The sequence below is a fragment of the Actinomadura sp. NAK00032 genome (assembly GCF_013364275.1).
In the GTDB taxonomy this organism is placed as follows: domain Bacteria; phylum Actinomycetota; class Actinomycetes; order Streptosporangiales; family Streptosporangiaceae; genus Spirillospora.
In genome coordinates this window covers 2357767-2380868 of the sequence record NZ_CP054932.1, presented here as the reverse complement: position 1 = coordinate 2380868, position 23102 = coordinate 2357767, and the positions used below count along the sequence as shown (strand labels likewise).

Annotated in this window: 20 protein-coding genes and 1 pseudogene; 2 read left to right on the top strand and 19 right to left on the bottom strand. The window is 71.4% G+C overall.

The annotated features are described in order from the left end of the window. Window positions 1-145 precede the first annotated feature (145 nt). Window positions 146-915, top strand: a pseudogene (locus tag HUT06_RS11130) (transposase family protein). Between the two features lie 6 nt (window positions 916-921). Here the strand turns inward: HUT06_RS11130 and HUT06_RS11125 are convergent. From HUT06_RS11125 to sodX, 7 genes are all read right to left on the bottom strand, one after another. Further along, window positions 922-2283: an HNH endonuclease signature motif containing protein gene (locus HUT06_RS11125; RefSeq protein ID WP_176195652.1), complete on the bottom strand. Its 1362-nt coding sequence runs from the start codon at window positions 2281-2283 to the stop codon at window positions 922-924. A gap of 880 nt (window positions 2284-3163) precedes the next feature. Then, on the bottom strand, window positions 3164-3817 hold the full coding sequence (locus HUT06_RS11120) for a response regulator transcription factor (protein ID WP_176195651.1): 654 nt from the start codon (window positions 3815-3817) through the stop codon (window positions 3164-3166). After that, entirely contained in the window at window positions 3814-4950 is a 1137-nt protein-coding gene (locus HUT06_RS11115; RefSeq protein ID WP_176195650.1) for a sensor histidine kinase, read from the bottom strand. The genes HUT06_RS11120 and HUT06_RS11115 overlap by 4 nt, the downstream gene beginning before the upstream one ends. Then, window positions 4947-5468 carry a metal transporter gene (locus HUT06_RS11110; RefSeq protein WP_176195649.1) on the bottom strand — a complete coding sequence of 174 codons (522 nt, stop codon included), beginning with the start codon at window positions 5466-5468 and terminating at the stop codon, window positions 4947-4949. The genes HUT06_RS11115 and HUT06_RS11110 overlap by 4 nt, the downstream gene beginning before the upstream one ends. A 7-nt stretch (window positions 5469-5475) precedes the next feature. Further along, window positions 5476-6495, bottom strand: coding sequence for an ABC transporter permease subunit (locus HUT06_RS11105; RefSeq protein ID WP_176195648.1), 1020 nt, complete (start codon window positions 6493-6495; stop codon window positions 5476-5478). Then, window positions 6492-7388 (bottom strand): ABC transporter ATP-binding protein, encoded by an 897-nt coding sequence (locus HUT06_RS11100; protein WP_176195647.1) that lies wholly within the window; start codon window positions 7386-7388, stop codon window positions 6492-6494. Before HUT06_RS11100 ends, HUT06_RS11105 begins: the two co-directional genes overlap by 4 nt. A gap of 127 nt (window positions 7389-7515) precedes the next feature. Continuing rightward, window positions 7516-7923 carry a nickel-type superoxide dismutase maturation protease gene (gene sodX, locus HUT06_RS11095; RefSeq protein WP_176195646.1) on the bottom strand — a complete coding sequence of 136 codons (408 nt, stop codon included), beginning with the start codon at window positions 7921-7923 and terminating at the stop codon, window positions 7516-7518. Between the two features lie 180 nt (window positions 7924-8103). Between sodX and sodN the strand changes: the two genes are divergently transcribed. After that, window positions 8104-8505 carry a superoxide dismutase, Ni gene (gene sodN / locus HUT06_RS11090; RefSeq protein WP_217711280.1) on the top strand — a complete coding sequence of 134 codons (402 nt, stop codon included), beginning with the start codon at window positions 8104-8106 and terminating at the stop codon, window positions 8503-8505. A 93-nt stretch (window positions 8506-8598) separates the two neighbouring features. On the opposite strand, the gene HUT06_RS11085 is transcribed toward sodN, so the two are convergent. From HUT06_RS11085 to HUT06_RS11030, 12 genes are all read right to left on the bottom strand, one after another. Then, window positions 8599-9069 carry a GNAT family N-acetyltransferase gene (locus tag HUT06_RS11085; protein WP_176195644.1) on the bottom strand — a complete coding sequence of 157 codons (471 nt, stop codon included), beginning with the start codon at window positions 9067-9069 and terminating at the stop codon, window positions 8599-8601. 10 nt (window positions 9070-9079) lie between these two features. Beyond that, window positions 9080-10315, bottom strand: coding sequence for an enolase C-terminal domain-like protein (locus HUT06_RS11080; RefSeq protein ID WP_176195643.1), 1236 nt, complete (start codon window positions 10313-10315; stop codon window positions 9080-9082). A 17-nt stretch (window positions 10316-10332) separates the two neighbouring features. After that, window positions 10333-13488: a glycoside hydrolase family 38 C-terminal domain-containing protein gene (locus tag HUT06_RS11075; RefSeq protein WP_176195642.1), complete on the bottom strand. Its 3156-nt coding sequence runs from the start codon at window positions 13486-13488 to the stop codon at window positions 10333-10335. 177 nt (window positions 13489-13665) lie between these two features. Continuing rightward, complete coding sequence (locus HUT06_RS11070; RefSeq protein ID WP_176195641.1) at window positions 13666-14493, bottom strand: carbohydrate ABC transporter permease; 828 nt, start codon at window positions 14491-14493, stop codon at window positions 13666-13668. Then, entirely contained in the window at window positions 14490-15458 is a 969-nt protein-coding gene (locus tag HUT06_RS11065) for a carbohydrate ABC transporter permease (RefSeq protein ID WP_176195640.1), read from the bottom strand. Before HUT06_RS11065 ends, HUT06_RS11070 begins: the two co-directional genes overlap by 4 nt. Before the next feature lie 4 nt (window positions 15459-15462). Then, entirely contained in the window at window positions 15463-16719 is a 1257-nt protein-coding gene (locus tag HUT06_RS11060; RefSeq protein WP_176195639.1) for an ABC transporter substrate-binding protein, read from the bottom strand. Window positions 16720-16862: 143 nt separating this feature from the next. Next, on the bottom strand, window positions 16863-17645 hold the full coding sequence (locus HUT06_RS11055; RefSeq protein ID WP_176195638.1) for a FadR/GntR family transcriptional regulator: 783 nt from the start codon (window positions 17643-17645) through the stop codon (window positions 16863-16865). 30 nt (window positions 17646-17675) lie between these two features. Beyond that, window positions 17676-18692: an alpha/beta hydrolase gene (locus tag HUT06_RS11050; protein WP_176195637.1), complete on the bottom strand. Its 1017-nt coding sequence runs from the start codon at window positions 18690-18692 to the stop codon at window positions 17676-17678. Between the two features lie 154 nt (window positions 18693-18846). Further along, window positions 18847-20136: a DUF5005 domain-containing protein gene (locus HUT06_RS11045; RefSeq protein ID WP_254715113.1), complete on the bottom strand. Its 1290-nt coding sequence runs from the start codon at window positions 20134-20136 to the stop codon at window positions 18847-18849. A 175-nt stretch (window positions 20137-20311) separates the two neighbouring features. Beyond that, window positions 20312-21139, bottom strand: coding sequence for an SDR family NAD(P)-dependent oxidoreductase (locus tag HUT06_RS11040; RefSeq protein ID WP_176195635.1), 828 nt, complete (start codon window positions 21137-21139; stop codon window positions 20312-20314). Next, window positions 21136-22188 carry a DUF4432 family protein gene (locus tag HUT06_RS11035; RefSeq protein WP_176195634.1) on the bottom strand — a complete coding sequence of 351 codons (1053 nt, stop codon included), beginning with the start codon at window positions 22186-22188 and terminating at the stop codon, window positions 21136-21138. Before HUT06_RS11035 ends, HUT06_RS11040 begins: the two co-directional genes overlap by 4 nt. Next, complete coding sequence (locus HUT06_RS11030) at window positions 22188-22955, bottom strand: phytanoyl-CoA dioxygenase family protein (protein ID WP_254715112.1); 768 nt, start codon at window positions 22953-22955, stop codon at window positions 22188-22190. The genes HUT06_RS11035 and HUT06_RS11030 overlap by 1 nt, the downstream gene beginning before the upstream one ends. Between the last annotated feature and the right edge of the window lie 147 nt (window positions 22956-23102).

Below are 23102 nucleotides of genomic sequence, written 5' to 3'. Positions count from 1 at the left end.
CACGCCCTAAGCCTTTTCAGCGGCGGTTGAGGCGCCGATCACAGCATGATCGCGGACGGGGTGGCGGGCCTCGAACGTCAAGAAACCCCTGGTAGGACGGCTGGTCTCTCACAACGTCCCGTCCCCACCAGAGGCTTTCACAGCTTTGTACCGCGCTTCGCTGCCGTTGTCGCGCCGGACCCTGGCCTACGCCACCGGTGTCGTCCGCCGTCACCGGCAGGCCATCGACAGCGAAGGCCGGTGCCCCGCCCCCAGGCCTGCAGGCCCTCATGACCCTGGTCTACCTGCGCAAAGGCGAAACCTACGCCGAACTGGGCGCGGGGTTTGCTGTATCGACCACCATGCCTGACGCTACGTCAACGAGACCGCCGGCGCGCTGGCCGCCCGGTCGCCCAAGCTCGGGTCCGCGCTGGCCAAAGTGGTCAAGGACGGCCTGCCGTACCTGGTTCTGGACGGCATCTTGATCTCGATCGACCGGGTCGCCGTCGACCGGCCGTACTACTCGGGAAAGCATCGCCGCCACTGCATGAACTTCCAGGTCATCGCGGCCCCGGACAGGACCCTGCGGTAGGTGTCGGGACCGCTGCGCGGCGCGGTCCACGACCTGACCACGGCCCGGAACTGGGGGCATCATCCGGGCGCTGGCCGCCGCCGGGCTGCTCGTGCTGGCCGACAAGGCCTATGAGGGCGCCGGTGCGCACATCCTCACGCCCTACAGAGGACGCGGCAAGCCCGAGTCGCAGAAGGGACGCCAACCGCGCACAGGCCAAGCTGCGCGGACCCGGCGAACGCGCGAACGCGCAGCTCAAGTCATGGAGAATTCTGCGGAAGCTGCGCTGCTGCCCCTACCACGCCAGCCGCATCGCCAAGGCAATCCACCACATCCTGCAACTCTGTAAAACCGCAGCACGCTGAAAAGGCTCACTCTCTCCGGTTGTGGCTGCTGGTGTTCGGGGGGTGGCGTTTGGCAGTGGCTTTGTGGGGTGCGCGACGGGGATGGCGGGGGCCGGCTCGGACGTGGTGTGTGGTGGTGGTCCAGAGGTCGTTGGCTGAGGGTTGCCGCACCGGCGGTGTGTGGGTGCCGGGTGGGCCGTCGGGTGACAGGACGCGGTAGGCGTAGCGGCCGGCATGGTCGTGAAGAATGGCGATTTGCTGGGGGTTGGTGTGCTTGAAGCGGTTGTGCCATCCGCAGGTGAGGGTGAGTTGGTCGATGTCGGTGGGGCTGTGGCCGAGGGCCCAGCCGTGGACGTGGTCGACTTCGCACAGCGTCCCGGGCACCTCGCACCCCGCGACGGCGCAGGTCGCGTAGAGGGCTTCCAGGACTTGGCGTTGTGCGGCGGTGGCGAACCTGACCCGATGCCCTAGGTAGAGCGGGGTGTTGCCGTGTCCCAGGATCAGGGGTGAGACTCCGGCGTTCAGGGCGATGCGCCGGGCCTGTTCTGCGGGGATGGGGGTGCCGTCGGTGAGCCGTGCCGGTGCGGTGCCGCCGGTGAGGGTGTCCAGGTCGCAGATGACGGTGACCTTGGTGGCCTTGTGCCCGCCCGCCAGCACGCTGGTCAATGCCGCTGCGGTGCGTTCGGACAGGTCGCGGTGGTCGTCGGTTCCGGCGGGTTTGGCCAGCGGCCCCAGGGTGCCGTCCCAGATGGCGGCGTCTTCGGCGTTGAGCCAGCCTTTGATGTAGCGGCCGCCGTCCAGGGACCGGGTCGAGTCGATCCAGGATTGCTCGTATCCTCGCGCGGCGTCCTCGGGGGCCTGCTCGTGCCCGTCGCGTTCGGCGATGAGGTCGGTGATCTTGTTGCCGAACGCGGCGACCTTGCCCGCGGAGAATCCTTGCCCGGCCAGGTCGAGGAGGATGTGTTCGGCGGCGGCGCAGTCGGTGTCGTCCAGGCGTGCGACGGCGGCGCTGATGGTGGCGGCGTATCCGTAGGACAGTTCCCCGTCGATGAGGCGGCGGGTGACCTCGGGGAGGCGGTGGCGCTGGCGGGCCAGGTGCAGGCGTTCCCTGGCGCGGGCTTCGCGCATGCCCAGCCGGGTCCGCAACCATGCCAGCGTGGAGGGCAGCCCCCACCGGCGCATCTCCCCGGAGGCATCGACGCGGGCGATCCGAGCGGCCAGTGCGCTTTCGTGCTGGTCGGTGGCGCGGGCGAGGGTCTCGGCCTGGGCGAGGCAGGCGGCCGCAGAGGCGGGCGCTTCGCGGTGGGCGAGTTCGGCCGCGATCGCCGCCGCCATGTCCACCAGCTCCTCGGTGGACATCGACGCGGTGTCGATCCGGCTCGAACACATGACTCAATGTTATCGAACAGTCACGCAAGATCACCCTGATTTCACCAAAGAATCTTGTCGTCTTTACCGCCGAGCCGATTCGGGGAATATTTCGCCCATCCGGGCGCCGTAAACGGACCGGATCACCCAGCCGCGGTCTTTCGGGGCCGAAGGCCCCGGGTCCAGGGCAGCGGCCACGCACCGACCTGCAGCCGAACCACCACACCCACGCCACCGAGCCCAGCCGAAGTGACTCCAGCCCACCACGACCGCAACGTCCACACCGACCCGCAGGGGCCACCGCAACCGGGCACCCGCAGCAACCACACTAATCCGGTAAAAGACCGCCGCAACCGGGACCAACAACAGAAACCCCGCTGATGTTCTACATTTGATATCCGTGGTGTGAATTTGTGCTAGGCCGGGGGCGGGACGACCGCAGGGGCCTTTTTCGGTGACCGCGCCCGAGCGGGCGGCGTTGGAGCGTGGGGCGCGGGCGGCGGCGTGGTCGCGGGCGTATGCGTTGCGGTGCCGGATCGTGCCGGCATGCGCCCAGCCCAGCCCGGGTGCGCTCCACACGCCTGTGGCCGCCGAGCTGGGCGTCTCACCGCCAACGGCGGCCAAGCGGCACAACCGGTTCATCGAGGCATCGAGAGCGGGCCAGCAGGACCGGCCGATGAGCCCGGCCGATGAGCCCGGCCGATGAGCCCGGCCGATGAGCCCGGCCGATGAGGCGCGGCCCGGACGTCCACCCCCGATCCTGCCGGACATGGCCCGGCAAGCGGCCATCCTCACGTCGGAACAGACCCCGCCCGGCGCCGCAGCCGGTCTGCGACAACCTGGCCACACACAAGACCCTCGCCTGATGCCTACAACGGATTCCAGGCGCCGAACAGGTGGGTTAGGACGGGTCTACCAGGCGGTTCTCCCATGCCCAGGTGACGATGCCGACGCGGTTGCGCACTCCCAGCTTCGCCTGGATGCCTGACAGGTGGCTCTTGACGGTGCTGAGCGAGATGAACAGCTCTGCGGCTATCTCCTGGTTGGTGCGGCCGTGGGCGAGGGCGCGGACGACTTCCAGTTCGCGGTCCGACAGGGGTGGCTGGACGGTGCGCGGTGGTGCCGAGGCGGCCGTCAGGTGCTGCAGCAGGCGGACGGTGACGGAGGGCGAGACCAGTGCCTCACCGTTGTGGGCGGCGCGGACCGCCTCGACGAGGAGTGCGGGTCCGGCGTCCTTGAGGATGAAGCCCGCCGCGCCGCCGCGCAGTGCGCCGTAGACGTACTCGTCCAGGTCGAAGGTCGTGACCACGACGACGCGCATCGGGTCGGAGACCTTCGGGCCTGCGAGTGCTCGGGTCACTTCGATGCCGTCGAGCCGGGGCATCCTGATGTCGACCAGGCACACGTCCGGACGCAGTCTGCGTGCCAGAGCGACTGCCTCGGCCCCGTCCGACGCCTCCGCCACGACCGTGATGTCGGGTTGGTCCTCCAGGATCAGACGCAGCCCGCGGCGGACCATCGCCTGGTCGTCGGCGAGTAGAACCGAGATGGTCACCGGGGCTCCCCCGTGGGCAGGCTCGCTCGCACTGACCAGCCGCTGCCCGGGCTCGGCCCCGCCTGCAGTGAGCCGCCGAGCGACTCGACGCGTTCGCGCATGCCGATCAGGCCGTAGCCGCGATGGGAGTGGCGGGCCACGGGTGCGGGGGCGTCGTCGGCGACCTCGATGGTGACGGCCCTTGCGCACTGCTCGACGGTGACCGTGACCGTTCGGGCCTTGGGGGCGTGCCGCAGGACGTTCGTCAACGCCTCTTGCGCGACGCGGTACACGGTGGTGGTCACCTCCGGTGGCCAGTTGTTCTCGTCCGGCATGGTCAACGTGACCTTGGGGCCCTGGCGGCGGAAGCGGTCGATGAGTGCGCCGAGGCCCTCCGGTCCGGGGGTCGCCGGTGCCGCGTCGCCCGTGTCGCGGAGCAGGCCGACCACCCGTCTCATCGCAGCCAGGGCGTCGGTGCCCGCGACCTCCATCTCGCTGAGGTACTCGCTCACCTGCTCCGGGTCGCGTCGCGCGACCACCTGGGCGCCCTGCGCCTGGAGCACCATGCCCGTGATGTGGTGTGCCACGACGTCGTGCAGTTCACGGGCCAGTTCCAGGCGCTCCTCCCGCCGGACCAGTTCTGCGGTCGCATGCGCCCGCGCGTCCAGGATCCGGAGCGAGAGCCCGACGCCGACTGCGGCCAGCCAGATCGGGCCGTCCAGCACCGTCACCGCCGCGAGTTCGGCGAACGGCGGCCCGGCGGCCAGCTGACCGGCGGTGATCAGCACTGGGCCGGCCGCCGCGATGACGGCGGCCGGTGCCGGTGGGAGGGTCCGGAGGGCGGAGGCGGTCAGCACTGCCAGCCCCAGCGCCAGCGCCGGGTTGGGTTCGGCGGGAAGGTCGGAGCTGCTCAGGCGGGTGGTCGCGATGGCCGCCGCCGCGAGGACGAGCCCCGCGACCGCCGGCCAGAGCGGGCGGCGCAGCCCGGCCAGGGCCGTGAGGCACACCGCCGCCGCGAAGGCGCAGCCCGGCGCCCAGTACCAGCTTCCCCAGCTCTGCGCGATGGCGGTGGCCTGCACGGTGATCGCCGTGAGGAACGCGGCGCCGAGCCCGGTCACGGAGACGCCCCGGACCCATCCCCCCGGAACGGTCATGTCGGCCAGGTTATCGGCGTGTCGGACGGCGGGACGGGCGCGATCGCGCGCAGCAGCACCCCGGCGGCGAGCCCGCCGACGATCAAGATCGTGGCCAGTGCCGTCACTGCGGAGACGCCGGAGACCCAGCCGAGGGCGATCACGGCGACGCCGCCCACCGCGATGCAGGCGGCCGACGGCGCCGGCACGGCCCTGAGGGCGGAGCCGATGAGGACGGCGAGGGCCAAGGCCGTCGTGGGTGCGGGCTCCTGCGGCAGATCCGTCGCCAAGGACACGCCCACGGCACCGGCCGCCACGGTCAGGCCCGCCGCTGCGGGCCACACCCTTCGGCGCCCTCGCAGCAGGGCCAGCCCGCTCACGACCACTGCGACGGCGGTGGTGAAGACGCAGTAGGCCCCGCCCCAGCTGACGGCGAGCATCAACGCCGTGAAGGCGCTGCCCAGGGCGAACATCAGACCCAGACCTATGTTGAGCAGCACGTATGACCGGTCGGCGGCATTTCCGCGGTTGTTCTCCATGAGTGCTTCACACCCGCCTGATGCGGCGTAGGGCGGCGGCGGTCAGAAGCGCGCCGGTCAGCAGGTAGAGGCCCGTCTCGGCCAGTTGGAAGTACCAGTAGCGGTCGCCGGGCTGGTACTCGATGTCGACGTGCAGGTCGAGTGCGGACAGGCACAGCGCGGCGTCACCGAACGTCCCGCCCGCGCCCGTCTTGGACGGGGTGTCGAGGCAAGCGTTGAACTTCTTCTCGCTGAGCGTCCGCCCGTCGGCGGTGCGCATCGGGCTGGTGTCGCTGATCCACGCGTCGGGTGCGCCGGGGACCTGCAGCCCGCCGATGACCGGGGCGCCGGTGATGCTGCCCAGGTTCTTGGCCCCGTTGATGGCCTGCGCGGTCATCGGCAAGGTCACCTCCTCCGACGGCATGAGGTGTGGCCGCACCATGTTCGGCACCGTGAACTGGACGGCGAGGAAGACGACGCCCGTGATGGCCATCGCCGGGAGCGTCCGGCGGACGAGGAGCCCGACGGTGGTGCCGAGGGTGAAGGCGAGGAAGGCATAGCCGATCGGGGCGATGTTGCGGGCACCGAACTCGATCGCACCGAAGCGGTCGGAGGCGACCTGGTCGTACGGGGCGGCAGCCCACGTCAGCAGCAGGGCGGCGAGGCCCGTCACGGCCATCGCGGCCAGGGCGGTGAACGCCATCCTGGCGATCAGCCAGCGGCGGCGGGTCACGCTCTGGCTCCATACCAGCCGGTGGGTGCCGAGTTCCAGTTCCCGGGCGATCAGCGGCGCTCCCCAGAAGGCCCCGAGGACGACGGGGATCAGCCCCAGGCCGGCGGCCATGAACAGCAGCGTGCTCCGGTAGGTCCCCGCGAACTGGCTCGCGGCCTGCGCGCACGCGGCGGTGTCGGCGCACCGGGACCGGTAGGCGTCGTGCGCGTCCCGGATGTCCATGCCGAGGTACAGCAGGTAGGCGGCGATCAGTGCGAGCCCGATGGCGCCGGCGAGCGCGTGGATGCGGAACTGCCGCCAGTTCAGCCAGGTCATCGTGATCCCTCCCCGGCCACGGCGCCGACCCGGGCGACAGGCGTGTTCGCCCGCGACATGTACGCGAGCACCAACTCTTCGAGCGAGACGGGACCGGCCCGGAACGGGAGCTCCGATGGCGGAAGGGCGCCGCGCACGATCGCACCGCGCTGCTCCGCCCGGACGATCTCGACGCCCGCCGGGAGCCGGTCGATATCGCCGGACACCCGGTGATGACGGGCCAGCAGGTCGCGGACGTCCCCGGCGACCTGGACCCGCGCGTCGCACAGCACGATGAGGTAGTCGCAGACCTGCTCGATGTCGCCGAGCAGGTGCGACGACAGCACCGCACTGGCCCCGAGTTCGGCGACGAACTCCATCAGGTTCGCCAGGAAGCCCTGGCGCGCCAGCGGGTCCAGCGCGGCGGCCGGCTCGTCGAAGACCAGCAGTTCGGGACGTTTGGCGGCGGCGATCGTCAGCGCCAGTTGCGCGCGCTGGCCGCCCGACAGCCGTCCCGCCTTCTGGCCCGGGTTGAGTCCGACCTGCGCGAGGCGTCGCTCGGCCATGCCCTGGTCCCAGGACGGGTTCAGGCGCGCCCCCAGACGCAGATGGTCGGCCACGCTGAACGAGGGGTAGACCGGGGTGTTCTGCGCGACGAACCCGACCCTGGCCAGGTGCGCGGCACTCGCCGCCGGTGGGGACCCCAGTACGCGCAGCGAGCCCGACGTCGGCTCCAGCAGCCCGCAGGCCATGTTCAGCAACGTCGACTTGCCCGCGCCGTTCGGCCCTACGAGGCCCACGATGCGCCCGGCCGGAACGTGCAGATCGACTCCGCTCAGCGCCTCTCGCCGTCGGCCATATCGTTTCGTCAGTCCCTCGGCGTGCAGCATCGGGACGGGGTCTTCATGTGGCATGACGGCATCGTCGTCAACGGCGCCGTCCCAGATCACCGGCCCAAAGCATGGTTCGCCCCAGCAGCGGTCGTACTTTCGGCCAGTTCGTCCTGTCCCCGTCCCCGTTCCCGTCCCCGTCCCGCCAGGGCTAGGGCACGCGCTTCACCGGAAGGGGCCAGTAGCGGGCCAGAACACGTCCCATCACGAGGGCGTCGGGGACGGCCCCGAAGTCCCAACTGTCACTGCGCCCAGGGGCGCGCTGGTTGTCGCTCTCCAGCCACCAGCCTTCATCAGTGCGGTGCGTCGCGCGCTTCACGACGAGAAGCCCAGGCCGCTGCGGATGCTCCGCGACAACAACGGCACCGGGCGTGGGACGGGCTCCAGCCCGGACGATGAGCCAGTCACCCGGACGCAGCCCCGGCAGCATCGACTCCCCCGTGACCTCCACCGTCCGCACCCGCCGCACCCCAGCCACCACAAGCACCACCCCACCGGCGAGCGCCACCCCACCGGCAAGCGCCCAGAACACCCCGCGCCGCGTCCCGCAGATTCGCATGATCCTCCTTGGTGGGCCGCATAGTCCGGCGGATGGGGGTGACGAACACTGAAGGTTCCGGGCCGCGTGCGGTCCGGGTCTTAGGCCGAAATACCGAGTGCCCTGGACGGACGCGCCCCGCGGCACAAGGGTAATGTCGGTGCCCTGAGCATGATCCGCAACGAGGGAAGGGATTCGCAGGTGTTGCTCAAGATTCTGCGCCCGAAGACCACGGTGTCCGCGCACTGCGACCTGCCGTGCGGCGTCTACGACCCGGCGCAGGCCCGGATCGAAGCCGAGTCGGTCAAGGCGATCTGCGAGAAGTACGCCGCCAACGAGGACCCGGAGTTCCGCGCCCGGGCGATCCTGATCAAGGAGCAGCGCTCCGAGCTGGTCAAGCATCACCTGTGGGTGCTCTGGACCGACTACTTCAAGCCGCCGCACTTCGAGAAGTACCCGCAGCTGCACCAGCTGTTCAACGAGGCCACCAAGCTGGCCGGCGCGGCCGGCACCAAGGGGAGCATGGACCCCAAGGTCGCCGATGACCTGCTGGGCAAGATCGCGGAGATCGACAAGATCTTCTGGGAGACCAAGCAGGGCTGATCTGCCCAACAGGGCTGATCTGCCCAAGCAGGGCTGATCTGGACGAACGCTGAGGCCCGGCCTGCGGCTGGCCGGGCCTCTGCCATGTCCGGGTCAGGCTCGGGCGGCCTTGGTGAGGGCGTCGCCGGTGAGGCGGTAGACCGTCCACTCGTCCTGGGGGCGGGCGCCGAGGGACTCGTAGAAGCCGATGGCCGGTTCGTTCCAGTTGAGGACGGCCCATTCGACGCGTTCGTAGCCGCGGTCGTCGGCGATGCGGGTGAGCTCGGTGAGCAGGGCCTTGCCGTAGCCGTGGCCGCGGACGTCCGGCTCGACGAACAGGTCCTCCAGGTAGATGCCGTGGGTGCCGTTCCACGTGGAGAACGTGAGGAACCACAGGGCGAACCCGACGACGCGCCCTTCGTGCTCTGCGACGTGGGCGAAGACCTTGGGGTCGTCGCCGAAGAGCCGCTCACGCAGCTGCTCCTCGGTGGCCTTGACCTCGTGGAGGGCGCGCTCGTAGTCCGCCAGTTCGCGGATCAGCCGCAGGATGTCGGGGACGTCGTCGGGGGTCGCGTAACGAATCACAGGTGGCAGGTTATTCGAGCGGCGCCAGTGGGACGGCAGGGTCCGCCCAGCGGTCGTTCGGGATGATCGGGTACCAGCCGGGACGGCCCGGGTCGCGGTCGTAGGGGTAGCCGCCCAGCTCCTTGTACAGCTCCGCGTACTCGGCGAGTTTGTCACGGTCCAGGCGGACGCCCAGGCCCGGCCCGCTGGGCACCGCGATCCTGCCGTCGGCGTACTTCATGAGGCCGCCCTCGATGACGTCGTCGGCCAGGTGGTGGTAGTGCGCGTCGGCGGCATAGGTGAGGTTGGGCAGGACGGCGCCGAGGTGCAGCATGGTGGCGAGCTGGATGCCGAGTTCGCCGGACGAGTGGACGGCGACGCCGATCTGGAACGTCTCGCACACCCCGGCCGCCTTCACGCAGGCCCGGATGCCGCCCCAGAACGTCGTGTCGAGCAGGACGACGTCCACGCTGCGGCGCAGCACGTTCGCGGCGAGCTGCTCGAAGTTGACGACGACGGTGTTGGTGGCGAGCGGGACGTCCACGCGCTCGCGGACGAGCCGCAGCCCCTCCAGGCCGAGGACGGGGTCTTCGAGGTAGTCGTTGTCGAGGTCCTCGATGGCCTTCCCGAAGCGCAGGCCCTCCTTCAGGCTGAGCACGGAGTTCGGGTCGTAGCGCAGGCCGTCGCCGGGGAACGCCTCGGCGAGGGCCCGGTAGCTCTCCAGCTCGTGCTCCGGCGGGAACACGCCGCCCTTGAGCTTGTGGACGCCGAACCCGTGCCGGGCCTTGAGGTCGCGGGCGTGCGCGACGAGCTGCTCCGGCGTGCGGACCTCCGGGACCCCGCCGGGTCCCGGCGGCCGGAAGAACAGGTAGGACGCGAACGGGACGGAGTCACGGATGCGCCCGCCGAGCAGGTCGTGCACCGGGACGCCGAGGTGCTGGCCGATGAGGTCCAGGCAGGCGAACTCGATGGCGGCGAGCATCTGCACGCGGTTGTCGTACAGGCTCGCCGTCGGGTTGGCGATCTTGAAGCGGAGCGCCTCCAGCTCGAAGGGGTCGTGCCCCTCCAGGTGCGGGGCGAGGGCCTGGAAGGCGGCCTCGGCGCTCTGCCCACCGCCGCCCATCTCGCCGAGGCCGATCAGCCCGTTGTCGGCCTCGACCTCGACGATCGTCCGGACGAAGCGGCCCCAGTGGGCGCCGTTGCTGTGCAGGAGCGGCGCCTCCAGCGGCACGGTGACCGTGGTCGCGCGGATGCCTGTGATCTTCATGTGTCCCCGATCCGTGGTCAACGCCGAACGGTGACGGTGGCGACGCCGCAGGCGGGCAGCCGGACCGTCATCGTGCCGTCCCGGACGGGTAGTTCCGCCGGGTCACGCTCCAAACCGCCGCTGAGCCGCGCGCTCACCGCGCCGGGCACGTGCAGTTCCGCCTCCACCGGGCCGGCGGCGAGCGACTGGAGCCGGACGGCGAGGCCGTCGCCGTCGCGGGCGCGGCCCACCGAGGTGACGAGCACGTCCGGGTCGTCGACGCGCAGGAACGTCCCGGACTCGGCCGCGGGCGCGGTGCCGGTGGCGAGGGTGGCGACGAACGGGTCGGTGAGGCCGGCGGCGGTGCGGGCGCCGAGGCGGCGGCCGGAGCCGGCGGCACCGGACGCGAACGCGTACCGGAAGGTCGTCTCCCCCTGCTGCTGGGACGGGAAGTTGGTGTCCCAGATGTTGTTGAGCGCCCACGAGTAGACGGTGCCGTCCTCGTTGTCGAGCGTGGGCGGGAACGGCGCGTACGGCATGTGGATGGAGCCGAACTGGACGAGCGGCGCCTCCAGCGTCGCCCACGCGACGGTCAGCTCGGGGTCCTCGAACGCGACCCAGTGCCGGATCGGGCGCATGTGCTCCGCCGATCCGGGGACGCTCGGGACGCCGGTGCCGCCGACGCCGCCGGTCAGCTCCCAGGCGGCGGGCGGGCCGTCCACGGCGAACGGGAAGGAGAAGAACACCGCCTCCTTCGCGGCGGTGGGCTGCTTGCCGAGCTGGTAGCGGACGTCCACGCGCGGCACGCCCGCGTACAGGTCGATCGTGGTGCGCAGCCAGTCGACGCCCTTGCCGTGCAGTTCGATGACGAGGCGCTCACCGGCGGGGGTGCGCTCGCACTTGGTGACGGTCGCGTGGGTCGCCACGGCGCGGTCGCCGAGCATCGTCTTGTCGTGGACGAGCATGTGCCCGGACATGTGGTTGAAGTGCGGCGCGGTCGCGTACCGGTCGTAGATGTACTGGCCGAACCCGGCGATGCCGTCGGTGTTCACCAGCTCGCGGCCGGCGACCTTGTCGAAGACCGACGCGATGTGGCCTTCCTTGAGGTCGTAGGCGACGCGGTAGAACTCGTTCTCGATCGTCCCGTCCGGGCCGAGGTCGACCGGTTCGGCGGCCGCGGCCCCGGCCTCGGCCTCGGCGACATCGGTGTTAACGACATCAGCGCGGACGACATCAGCGCGGACGACATCAGCGCTGACGACATCAGCGCTGACGACATCGACGCGGACGTGCCCGTGGCCGGGGACGTCCGGCAGGACGGCCTCCAGGTGGCGGCCGATCGGGCGGGTGGGCCACTCGTCCGGGTCGACCTCCTCCTCGCGGTGCGGGACGGGCTCGCCGGTGCGGGCGTCCACGAGCGCGATGGGGACGTCCGCCGCGACGACGTCGCGGGGCAGGAACGCGCGGGCCACATCGGTGCGGGCGGCCGTGCCCGGGTTGACGACGAGGAACGAGGCGAGCGCGTCCGGCGACGGCCCGAACGTCGCGCCGAGCCGCCGCGCGCCCGCCTGGAGCAGGTCGAGGGCGTCGTCGTGCGCCTGGTAGCCGACCTGCGACTTGCGGGTCCACTGCAGGGCGCCGGAGTCGCCGCCCTCCTCGGCGTCCTCCCACGGGTTGGCGGCGCCCCAGGTGTGCTCGTCGAACAGCGCGGCCCGGTCGTAGGCCTCGTCGATCAGCTTGGACGCGCCGGTGTGCTCATCGCCGCGCTCGTCGGCGAGGGCGTGCAGCGTCTCGGCCGACCGCAGGACGTTCTGCGCCCGCCGGACGTAACCGAGCGGCCGGGCGCCGGAGCCGAGGCCGTCGGCCCACCAGTCCGTCCAGTCGCCCTCGTGGGTCTGGAGCCGGTCGCCGTGGTGCTCCTCGACGTACTCGAAGAAGTCGGCGTTGGTCGCCATCCGCAGCCGCGGGTACGCCCAGGTCTCGTTCCAGCGGTGCGCGATGTCGGCGGGGACGATCGACGGCCCGGCGTTGTCGGCGTGGGCGCCCTGCACGCGCAGGTGGACGGCGTCCAGGAAGTCGGGGTCCTTGGCGGCGCCGACCTGGCCGGGCGCCGCGTACCAGCCGAACGTGCCCGGCCCGTACGGGTAGGGGCGGTCGGCGAGGGAGCCGAGGTAGCGGGGCAGCAGGTCCTCGGCGAGGTCGTAGGAGTCGACGAGGCCGACGGTGTTGCCCTCCATGTAGGCCATGCCGTGCGGGGTGTCGGTGAACCAGACGATCAGCTCGCCGCCGCCCGGCGACCGCCACCGGAACGGCCGGGCCAGCTTGTCGCCGCCGGTGATGTAGGGCACGGACCGCCCGGCCCAGTTGTGCGCGGCGGCCAGGTAGCGGACGCCGGCCGCGTTCAGGGCGTCCACCGTCCCGACGACGGCGCCGGGGATGTCGGTGTGCATCGCGGACCGGACCTCGATGCCGTACGTGCGCCGCAGGTCCTCGACGAAGCGGAGCTGGCGGTACAGCTCCTCGGTCGAGCACGCCTCGGTGTGCAGCTGCATCGGGAACGCGGTGACCTCGATGTCGCCCGCGCGCACCCGCTCGGTGAACTCGGCGACCTGGTCGGCGGAGCGGGTCGCGAGCCAGCGCAGCGCCGGCATCGACGACTCGACCGACCAGCGGAAGCGCGCGTCGTCCGGCCGCCCGTCGGTCTCCCGCGCGAGCCGCAGCGCCGCGTCGAGGTAGTCGAGGTGGTGCCGCAGGACGGTGCCCTGGGTGTCGGTGTAGCCGATGTCGAGGTGCGAGTGGTGGACGACGAAGACGTTCCACTTGCGCTGCGGGGTGAGGTCGAGCGGCGCGGCGCCGACGAGCCCGGCGGAGTCGCGCACCTCCAGGGTGACGCGGCGCGGGGCCTCGACCTCGGGGACGAGCAGCGTCAGCGTGCCGCCGTCCCCGGTGGCGGACGCGAGTTCGGCGTCGCCGTCCTTGAGGGCCACCTCCACGGCGCCGCCTCCGGAGAGGGTCACCCGGACGGCCTGCCGGAGCCCGCCGTCCTCACCGCGCTTGAACAGCGGCAGCACGGCGGCGCGGACGGACAGCCCGCGCACGGCGAGCACCTCGGTGGAGGTGTCCTGGCGCAGCGCGTCGCGGATCCCGTCATAGTCGGGCGAACCGAGGCTCGCCTGAAGCAGACGACTCGTCATCGTGAAGCGCAATCCTCTCTGATGCTTCTCATGGTCACGGGCCGGGCGGCCGGAGGGCGCTCTGGCGCCCGGAGGTCGTCCGGCCCGCCGGGCGGGAGGCCGTTTCGCGAGACGCGGAGCGGATCGGGAAACGGCCTCCCGCCCGTGGCGGGGGTTCCAGGGGGTCGCCCCCCTGGGTCAGAACTGAGCGAGGGTGAGGCCGCGGGTGAAGAGGCGTTGGGTCGCCAGGAACAGCGCGACGGTCGGGAGGGAGACCACCAGGCCGGCGGCCAGCGCGATCGGCACGGGGGTCCCGGCGTACACGTCGGTGGTCAGGGCGGACAGCTCGGCCCACACCGGCCGGACCGTCTCCGACTGGGAGAGCGTCAGGCCGAACAGCAGGTCGTTCCAGACGAAGGTGAACTCCAGGATGAACACGGCGGCGAGGGCCGCCGAGGACAGCGGGAGGTAGATCCGCCAGAAGATGCGGAAGGTGGACGCGCCGTCCAGCCGCGCCGCCTCGAAGATCGACACGGCGACGTTGCCGAAGAAGTTGCGCATGACGAGCGCGGCCAGCGGCACGTTGATCGCCGAGTAGATGATGATCAGGCCCAGCTGGCTGTCGTACAGCGAGACCTCGCTGTAGCCGACGAACAGCGGGATGAGCAGCATCTGGAACGGCACGACCGTCCCGGCGAAGATCACCACGAACCACGCGAAGCCGTGCTTGAGGCGCAGCACCACGATCGCGTACCCGGCGAGCGCGCCCAGCAGGACGGCGACCGCGGGCGAGACGACGCTGTACAGCAGGGTGCTGAGCAGCGTGTCGCCGACGGCCGTCCGGTCCCATGCCTGGGAGACGTTGTCGAACAGGCCGAGCGAGGACGGCGGCTTCACCGCGTCCGACGGGTCGTAGTCGTCGGCCGGCCGCACGGCGTTCGCGATGATCAGGTACGTCGGGAACAGCCACGCCAGGCCCAGCACCAGGAGGACGGCGCGCCGCAGGTTCAGCGTCAACCGGTTCATCGGGTCTCCTCCCCGCCGATCTGCCTGCGCAGGTACACGTAGGAGGCCAGGCCGGTGACGGTGGTGAGCAGGACCGCGACCGCCGAGCCGTAGCCGTACTCGTTGGCGACGAACACGTCCCGGTACATGGTCACGGCGAGGGTCTCGGACGAGCGTCCGGGTCCGCCCTGCGTCATCACCCAGACGATGTCGAAGTTCTTCAGCCCGGCGACGAGCGCGAGGCCGAACACGACCGTGGTGATCGGGCGCATCAGCGGCCAGATGACGTGCCGGAACATCGACCAGCCGGACGCGCCGTCGATGCGGGCCGCCTCGATCGGCGCCTTCGGGATCGACTGGAGCCCGACGACGAACAGCAGCATGTTGACGCCGAGCTGCTGCCACGTCCACACGACGATCATCGCGATGGTGTTGCGGGGGCCGTCCTGCAGGAACGCGGTGTCGCCGCCCGGCATCCCGAACAGGGTGAGGATCTGGTTGGCCATGCCGTCCGGCTGGAGGATGAAGCCCCAGATCACGCCGAGGCCGGCGCCCGACATCGCGTACGGGAGCAGGAACGGCAGCCGGAACCAGCCGCCGCCCTTGAGGTCGTAGGACATGACCGCGACGAGGAGCCCGAGCCCCACCGGCAGGACGACGGTCCCGACGACCCACAGCAGCGTGTTGCGGAGGGAGGTGACGAGCGCGTCATCCTCAAGGAGCCGCGTGTAGTTGTCCAGGCCGGTGAACTCCGGTGACGCCAGCCCGTCGTAGCTGGTGAAGCTCAGGTAGGCCGTCCACAGGAACGGCAGGTACAGCAGGACGGCGACGAACAGGACGGCCGGGGAGATGTAGGCGTGCCGGAACCGGCCGTGCAGCGCGAAGCCCTTCCCCGCCCGGCCGCCGCGCCCCGCGCGGCGGCCGGATCCCGGCGCCTTCGCCACCGCCGTCTTCGGGCGGGTGGCGGTGGCCTTGTGCGTGCTCATGGATCTAGTTCGACTTCCAGTACGCCTCGTTCGCCTTCTGGATGCCCTTGAGGACGTCCATATAGGTCTCCGGCTTGTTCAGGAACTTGTCGAAGCCGCTCAGCGCCTCGGTGAGGACGGGCGAGGGCGCGGCCTCGAAGTAGCGCAGCACGAGCCGGTTCTCCGGCGACGCCGCCTCCTTGGTGACCTTCGTCAGCTCGGGGTCGGCGATCTTCACCTTGGGGTTGCCGGACACGTCGCCGCGCGCGTTCGCCCACTTCTCCTGGGCGGCGGGGGTGACCCACCACTTGAGGTACTTGGTGCTGGCGGCCGGGTCGGGGGCCTTGCGCAGCGAGCAGAGCGGGCCGCTCTCGAAGACCAGCGACCGCTTCGGCAGCGCGGGGTCGACGTTGGGGATGAAGAAGAACCCGTAGTCCTTGCCCTGCTTGAGGCCGCGCTGGGTCATGCTCGTGTTGAACCAGGTCCCGTTGATGACCATCGCGGCGTCGCCGGACTTGAAGTGGTCGGCGGGGTCGGCCTTGTCGCCGGGCTTGGAGAACCAGCCCTTGTCGATCATCGACTTCCAGCGCTCCATCACCTTCACCACGCCGGGGTCGGTGTAGGACGCCTGGCCCTTCGACAGCCGCTCGTACAGGTCGGGGTCGGTACCGGCGAGGAGCTGCTCGAACCAGGCGAAGGAGAACAGCGACGTCGGCGTGGTGTGGTTGAAGGGGACCTGCCCCTTCGACTTCAGCGTCGCCGCGGCCTTCTCCAGCTCCGCCCAGGTCGTGGGCGGCTTCAGGTCGTACTTCGCGAAGATCTTCTTGTTGTAGAACATGCCCCAGTAGGCGGTGTTCAGCGGGACGCAGTACTGCTTGCCGTCGACCGTGTAGTACTTCTTCAGGTCCTCGGTGAGGTCGCCGCTCTTGACGGCGCTCTGCCAGATGTCGGTGGTCTCGGCCACCTGGTTCTGCTCGACGATCTCTTCCAGGCGCCCGCCGGTCGACCAGGTGAACAGGTCGGGCTTGACGTTCGTGCGGAACGAGGTCTTGATGAACGCGGTGTAGGTCGGCTCGTCGGTGTAGCCGACGGGCGTCATGCCGAGTCCCGTCTGCTGCTTGCCGAGGGCGGCCATCTGCTCGAAGAAGGGCTTCCAGGCGCCCTTGTCGTTGTACAGCTTGAGCTCGGACTTGCTCCCGCCGGAGTCGCCGGACCCGCAGCCGGCGGCGAGCAGGAGCGCGCCCACGGTGAGCGCGGTCGCCCGCAGTCGCTTGGACACCATGGTGGCCTCCTTCATCGGGCGCCGATGCCCGATCGGGGTGGTCGAAGGTCGGTTTCGGGGATGGGTGAACCGGCCGCGCGGCGCACGGGCCGCGCGGCTGGGGTCAGGGGGCTGGGGTCAGGGGGGCTGGGGGCGGCCCGCGCTCAGGCGAGCCGCTGCTCGATCACGTGCTTGATGTCGGTGAGGTGGGACCGCATGAGCGCCTCGGCGTCCCGCGCCGCGCCCGCCTCGATGGCGGCGAGGATCGCGGTGTGCTCCTCGAAGTCGCGGACGCGGTCGTCGAAGATCCGCTGTATCTCGCGCTGCTCGGACGCGTGCACCGTGAGCAGCGAGTCGATGACCTCGCAGAGCACGGAGTTGCCCGCGACGCCCGCGACCTCGCTGTGGAAGCTCATGTTGGCCTTGTGGAGACGCGCCTCCGCGTCGGACGCGTGCGCGGCGTGCGCAGTGTGCGAGGCGTGCGAGGCGTGCGCGGTGCGTCGCGCGGGCGTGTTCCGTTCGGCGGGTTCGCCGCCGCGCAGGTCCGCGCCCGCCTGGTCGAGGATGGCGCGGAGCAGTTCGACGTCGGCGGGACCGGCCAGCCGGGCCGCCCGGCCGGCCAGCGGCGGCTCGATGAGCAGCCGGGCGTCCAGCAGCTGGAGCAGCCGGTCGGCCTCCAGCTCGCCGACGTTGGGGTTGGGGATGACCACGCGTTCGAGGTCGGCGCCGACGTAGATCCCCGAGCCGTGCCGGAGCTGGACCGCTCCGGTCGCCTCCAGCCGGCGCAGCGCCTCGCGCAGCGTCGGCGTGGTCACCGCGAACCGCTGGGACAGCTCACGCGCGGACGGCAGCCGGTCGCCGGGGCGCAGTCCGTCCGCCCTGATCAGCTCCAGCATCCGCTCGGTGAGCGCGTCCGCCAGGCTCGGCCGGGCCACATCCTGTGCCATCGCCACCTCGTTCCCAAGAAGTAAAGTCATCTAATCACTTAGCGACTGGCCGTGTCCACCCCCTCCGGAGAGGCCCGTGTCCCCCCTTCCGGAGAGGCCCGTGTCCCCCCTTCCGGAGAGGCATCGCCGCAGGACGGCGCGCTCCTCCTCGAACGCGAGCCGCCCCAGCCGCGCCGACATGATGCCGTCGAAGCCGTGGCAGGCGCCCGGCACATGGTGAAGCTCGGTGGGGACGCCCGCGACGATCAGCCGGTGCGCGTAGCCGAGGCCCTCGTCCCGCAGCGGGTCGTACTCGGCGACGAGGACGTAGGCGCGCGGCAGCCCCGCCAGGTCGGCGGCGCGGGCGGGCGCCGCGTAGGCGGGGACGTCCGCGCCGCCCGCAGCCCGCCCGCCGAGGTAGTGCCGCCACATGTGGCCGACATCGGCCCGGTTGAACAGCGGCGGCTCGGTGAACGCCCGCATCGACGGCGTCTCCATGCGATCGTCCAGGACGGGGTAGAGCAGCATCTGGAAGACCAGCGGCGGGCCGGCCTGGTCCCGCGCGCGCAGCGCCACGGCGGCGGCCAGGGCACCGCCCGCGCTCCCGCCGCCGACCGCGACCCGCTCCGGGTCGCCGCCGAACTCGGCCGCGTGCGCGTGCGCCCAGACCGTCGCGGCGTAGCAGTCGTCGAACCCGGCCGGGAACGGGTGCTCGGGCGCGAGCCGGTAGTCGACCGACACGACGGCGATGCCGTCCTCGCCGGCGAACGCCAGGCAGCGCTCGTGCTCGTTGTCCAGGCCGCCGGTGACGAACCCGCCGCCGTGGAAGTACACGAGGACGGGCGCCGGGCTCGGCGCCCCGCGCGGCCGGTAGATCCGCACGGGGACGGGCGGCGCGCCGGGCGGGCCGGGGATCGTCCGGTCCGTCACGTCCGCCCCTTCGGCGGTGGTGGGACGGGCCAGGACGGAGACCAGGTCGCGCATGGCGGCGCGGGCCTCGGCCGGGTCCGCCAGGCCGACGTAGGGCATGCCGTCGAACGCGGCGGCGAGTTCGGCGTCCAGGGTCATGGTCCGGACCTCCTGGTGGGTGGACGGGCGCGCGCCCCCGGGCGGGAGGTCACCCGGGGGCGCGCGGGGAGCGGTCCCACCGTGGACGGAACGGTGGAGCCGCGGCTTAACGGGCGGCCGTCAGCCCTTGCGGGCGAGCCGACCGCACGGACGGTCAGTTGGAGACCGGCAGATTGATGTAGCGCGGCCGGTAGATGCTGACGTCGCGGTAGTTGTCGTTCGTCGGTCCCTTGGTCGCGTCCAGGCTGTTCACGTTGTAGGAGATGACGAGGTTGCCGCTCGACGACAGCGACACGTGCTGATGGGCGTTGTAGGTGAAGATGTCCGGGTCGCCGTAGGAGCCGAACTGACCGGTCTCGGGCGTGCGGTAGACGGTCTGCTCACCGGTGAACGGGCCTGCGGGCGAGCACGAGAGCAGGACGTCGATCTCCCCGCCGAAGGCGATGTTCGCGTCCTGGTTGACCATGATGTAGTGCGAGCCGCGCTTGGCCACGCTGAACTCGTTGGAGACGCCGCTCATCAGCCGGGCCGAGTCGGTCTCCGATGCCGACCAGCCGGTGGCCGTCCGGTACTTCCAGGCTTCGCGCAGGTCGCTGCCCTTCACCCGTGCGACGTGCAGGTACTTGGTGTTGGCCTTGGTGTCGGGGTCGATGTAGTCCTCGGTGCCGTAGACGTAGGTGTAGCCGCCGTCCTTGAACAGCGCCGACCCCCACTGGACGCCCGACGCCGAGGGCATCGCCGTGACCTGCGTGGGCGCGGACAGGTTGCCGGTGGAGAACCGGGCCAGGACGTTGCTCTTGAACGTCATGTCCCAGCCGGTGCCGTTGTCCGGGTCCGGGTCGTAGTACTGGCGGTAGAGCTGCTGGACCTCGGCACCGCTCTGGGTGAGGTCCCCCGCCCAGTACCAGTGCGCCGCCTTCGGCGGCGGCATCACGGCCTTCGGCGCGGCGGCCGTCCCGCCGTGCACGGTGGTCGTCTCGCCGCCCGTCCCCTGGACGACGAACGAGTTGTTGATGAACGGCGTGGTGCCGCCCTCCTCGATGACGACCGAGCGCGACCCGTCCGCGTTGACCTTGCCGAGGAAGGTGTCGGAGTAGGCGTAGACGATGCGCCCGTCCGTGAGCTTCAGCGAGTAGGTCGAGTCGCCGCCGGTCCAGTCGTCCAGCAGCGTGTTGCTGTTGCCGTAGGCGGTGAACTTGCCGTTCAGCGCGGTGTTCTGCGTGGCCGTGCCGAACGTCGGCGGCGCCTGCCCGGAGCAGGTGGGCGCCGCTGCCTCGGCGGCGTGGCCCTTGCCGCGGGCCTTCTCGTGCCCGAGGCCGCGTCCCTGGTGGGCGCCGTGGCCGTGGGTGTCGGCCGCGGCGGGGACGGCGGGCACGGCCGCGAGGCCGGCGCCGAGCAGCAGGGAGGACGCGAGGACGGCGGCGCGCCTGCCTGTTCCGAGCACGCGCCGCCGACGCCCCGCGTGAACGGAAGAGAGCCGGTCGGGAGAGTAAGGACGGGAGGGGTCGGACTCCTGCATGGAAACCTCCGCGAGGTCGCTGCACGCGCCGCTCGGGCACGCTGCGCCAACATCATGAGTGATCAAATGACTTGGTGTCTAGATCTTTCGCGATCCGGGTTCAGGTTTCCGGCGAGCCGACATCCGGAAGGGCGGCGTCCGGAAGGGCGGCGGGGTTGCGGGCGAGGAGCCCGCCGTCCACCCGGTGCTCGGCGCCGGTCACGAACGACGAGCGCGGCCCGGCGAGGAACGCCACGACCTCGGCGACCTCGGCCGCCGTCGCGACGCGGCCGAGCGGATGCGCCCGCCCCCACTCGGCGACCTGCGCGTCCTGGCTCGTCCCGCCGCGGAACAGGTCGGCCGCCCAGCGCAGCATCGGCGTGTCGACCGACCCCGGGCACACCACGTTCGCGCGGATCCCGTCGGCGGCGTGGTCCAGCGCCATCGCCCTGGTCAGCGCGTTGATCGCGGCCTTGCTCGCGCTGTAGGCGGCGACCCGGTCCTGGGAGACGAACGCCTGCACCGACGACATCGTGACGATCGTCCCGCCGCCCCGGCGGCGCAGCTCCGGCACGGCGGCGCGGCAGGCGAGGAACACGCCCTTGACGTTCACGTCGAGGACCTCGTCCCACAGCTCCTCGGTGGTCTCCTCGACCGTCCCGTACCGCTGGACGCCCGCGCACGTCACGACCACGTCCAGGCCGCCGTGCCGGGACACCGCCTCCGCGACCAGCGCGTCCATCCGCGCGGCGGCGGTGACGTCGGCCTCCACGCCGGTGACCTCCAGGCCGTCCGCGCGCAGCTCCGCCTCGGCCCGCCGGACGGCGTCCTCGCCGACGCCGCAGAACACCACGGCGGCGCCGTCGCGCGCGAGCCGCTCCACCACGGCCCGGCCGATCCCGAGCGACCCGCCGGTCACGACGGCGGCCTTGCCTTCGAACTCCCTCACGTGTCCTCCCCCTCGATCACCGCCGCGCGCAGCCACAGGCTCCGGCGCGCGTGCGGTTCCAGCGCGAGCGCGGTGCCGTTCGCGACCGCGGCGGCCAGCCCGTCCGTCGGGCGGCCGGCGAACGGCTCCAGGCCCATCACGTACGCGCGGCCCCACCACGGGTGCCCGGTCGTCGCGCCCAGCTCCTGCCACAGCCACAGGTGCGGCAGGACGGCCGCGTCCCAGCGCACCCGCATGCCCAGGCCGCCGTCCGGATCGACGACCTCGTAGCGGCCCTCGTCCAGGCCGGTGAGGTAAACGATCTCACTCGGCTCGCCGTGAGCTGGGACGACGTCCAGGTCGACGGTGCCGCCGCCGGCCGCCGGGACGCGCGGCCACGCGTGCGGGCCGCCCGCGCGGACCCGCCGCCCGCCCGGCGCGATCGCCGTCTCGTGCGGGACGACCCGCGCGCCGCCCGGCAGCCTGATCCGGTGCCCGGGGCGCAGGAACGGCGCGCCGAACACGATGTGGTGGCCCCACATCGCGTGCAGCGCCACCCCCGACTCGTTGACCAGCTCCTCCTCGATCGCGAGTTCGGGCTCGCCGGAGCGGAGCCGGAGCGTCTTGGTCACCCGCAGCGGCATCCGCCGGGCCCGGACGGTGAGCCGCACAACGACCTCGCCGGCGTCGTCGGCGACGATGTCGTGGTCCCACGGCAGCCCGGCCACCTCGCCGTGCTGCGCGAACGCCGCGCCCTCGTAGGTGCTCGGCGCGCCGCCGTTCGGCAGGACCTCCTGCCAGCCGCCCTCGTAGCCGTCGAGGAAGGCGGCGGTGTCGTCGGCCGCTCCCCCGGCGAGGTCGCGCGGATCGCGCGGGCCGTCCGGCGACAGCCACACGAAGTCCAGGTCGCGCGGCTTGTAGCAGAACTCGGCGATGTCGCCGCCCTTGCCCGCGAGGACGGTCACCCGCAGCAGCTCGTTCTCCAGCACCACGGCGTCCAGCCCGGCCCAGGTGATCTCGTGGACGCGGGCGCCCCAGTTGCGGGACGGCCGGTGCCGCCGGCGCCCCATCAGCTCCAGTTCTCCGCGCCGCGGAACGGGTAGTGCTCGCCGGGCGCGTACCGGGGCCGCGGCTGGTACTCGTTCACGCCCGGGTCGCCGCGCAGCAGCAGCGCGGACGGGAACGGCAGCGGCTCCTCGGTGATCCGGGTCGAGGTCGGGATGTAGCGGATGGTCAGGCCGCAGCGGCGGTGCGGCGACTCGTTGGCGTTGCTGCCGTGCATGATGTTCGGGTGGTGGACCTCGACGTCGCCCGGTTCGAGGACGAGGTCGGCGGCCCGCGACTCGTCCACGCCGACGGCGCTCTCCACGCCGAAGACGGCCCCGGCGTCGTCGCGCTCGCGGACGTCGTGCAGGTCCTCCTTGTGGCTGCCGGGGATGACGCGCAGGCAGCCGTTCTCGGGCGTGGAGCGGTCGATGGCGAGCCAGAGCGTCACCACGCGCATCGGGTCGAGCGGCCAGAACGCGCCGTCCTGGTGCCAGAGCACGGCCTTGCCCGTGTAGGGCGGCTTGGAGATGTAGGCGGACGCGAACAGGGCGATGTCCGGACCGATGAAGCGCTCGGCGACGTCCAGCAGGCGGTCGTCGGAGACCAGCCGCACCCAGAACGGGTCCTTGGCGACCAGTTCGGTGGACAGGTCCTCGCCGGTGCGGTCGGGGTGGCGCTCCTGCAGCCAGCGGACGTGCCCGTCCGCCTCGGCGATCAGCTCGGGGTCCAGAACGCCCTTGAAGATCGCGTACCCGTCGTCGTCGTAGCCTCGCATCGGATCGTTGCCCATGGGCGTCCCTTCTCTGTGGAGCGGCTCTCTGGCGGGAGCGGCTCTCTGGCGGAGCGACATCCGAAGTCTTAGTCATCAGATCACTTGTTGTCTAGATGTATTGTCGCCCTATCGCGGACGCCCCCAGAGTCGCGGACGCCCCCAGAG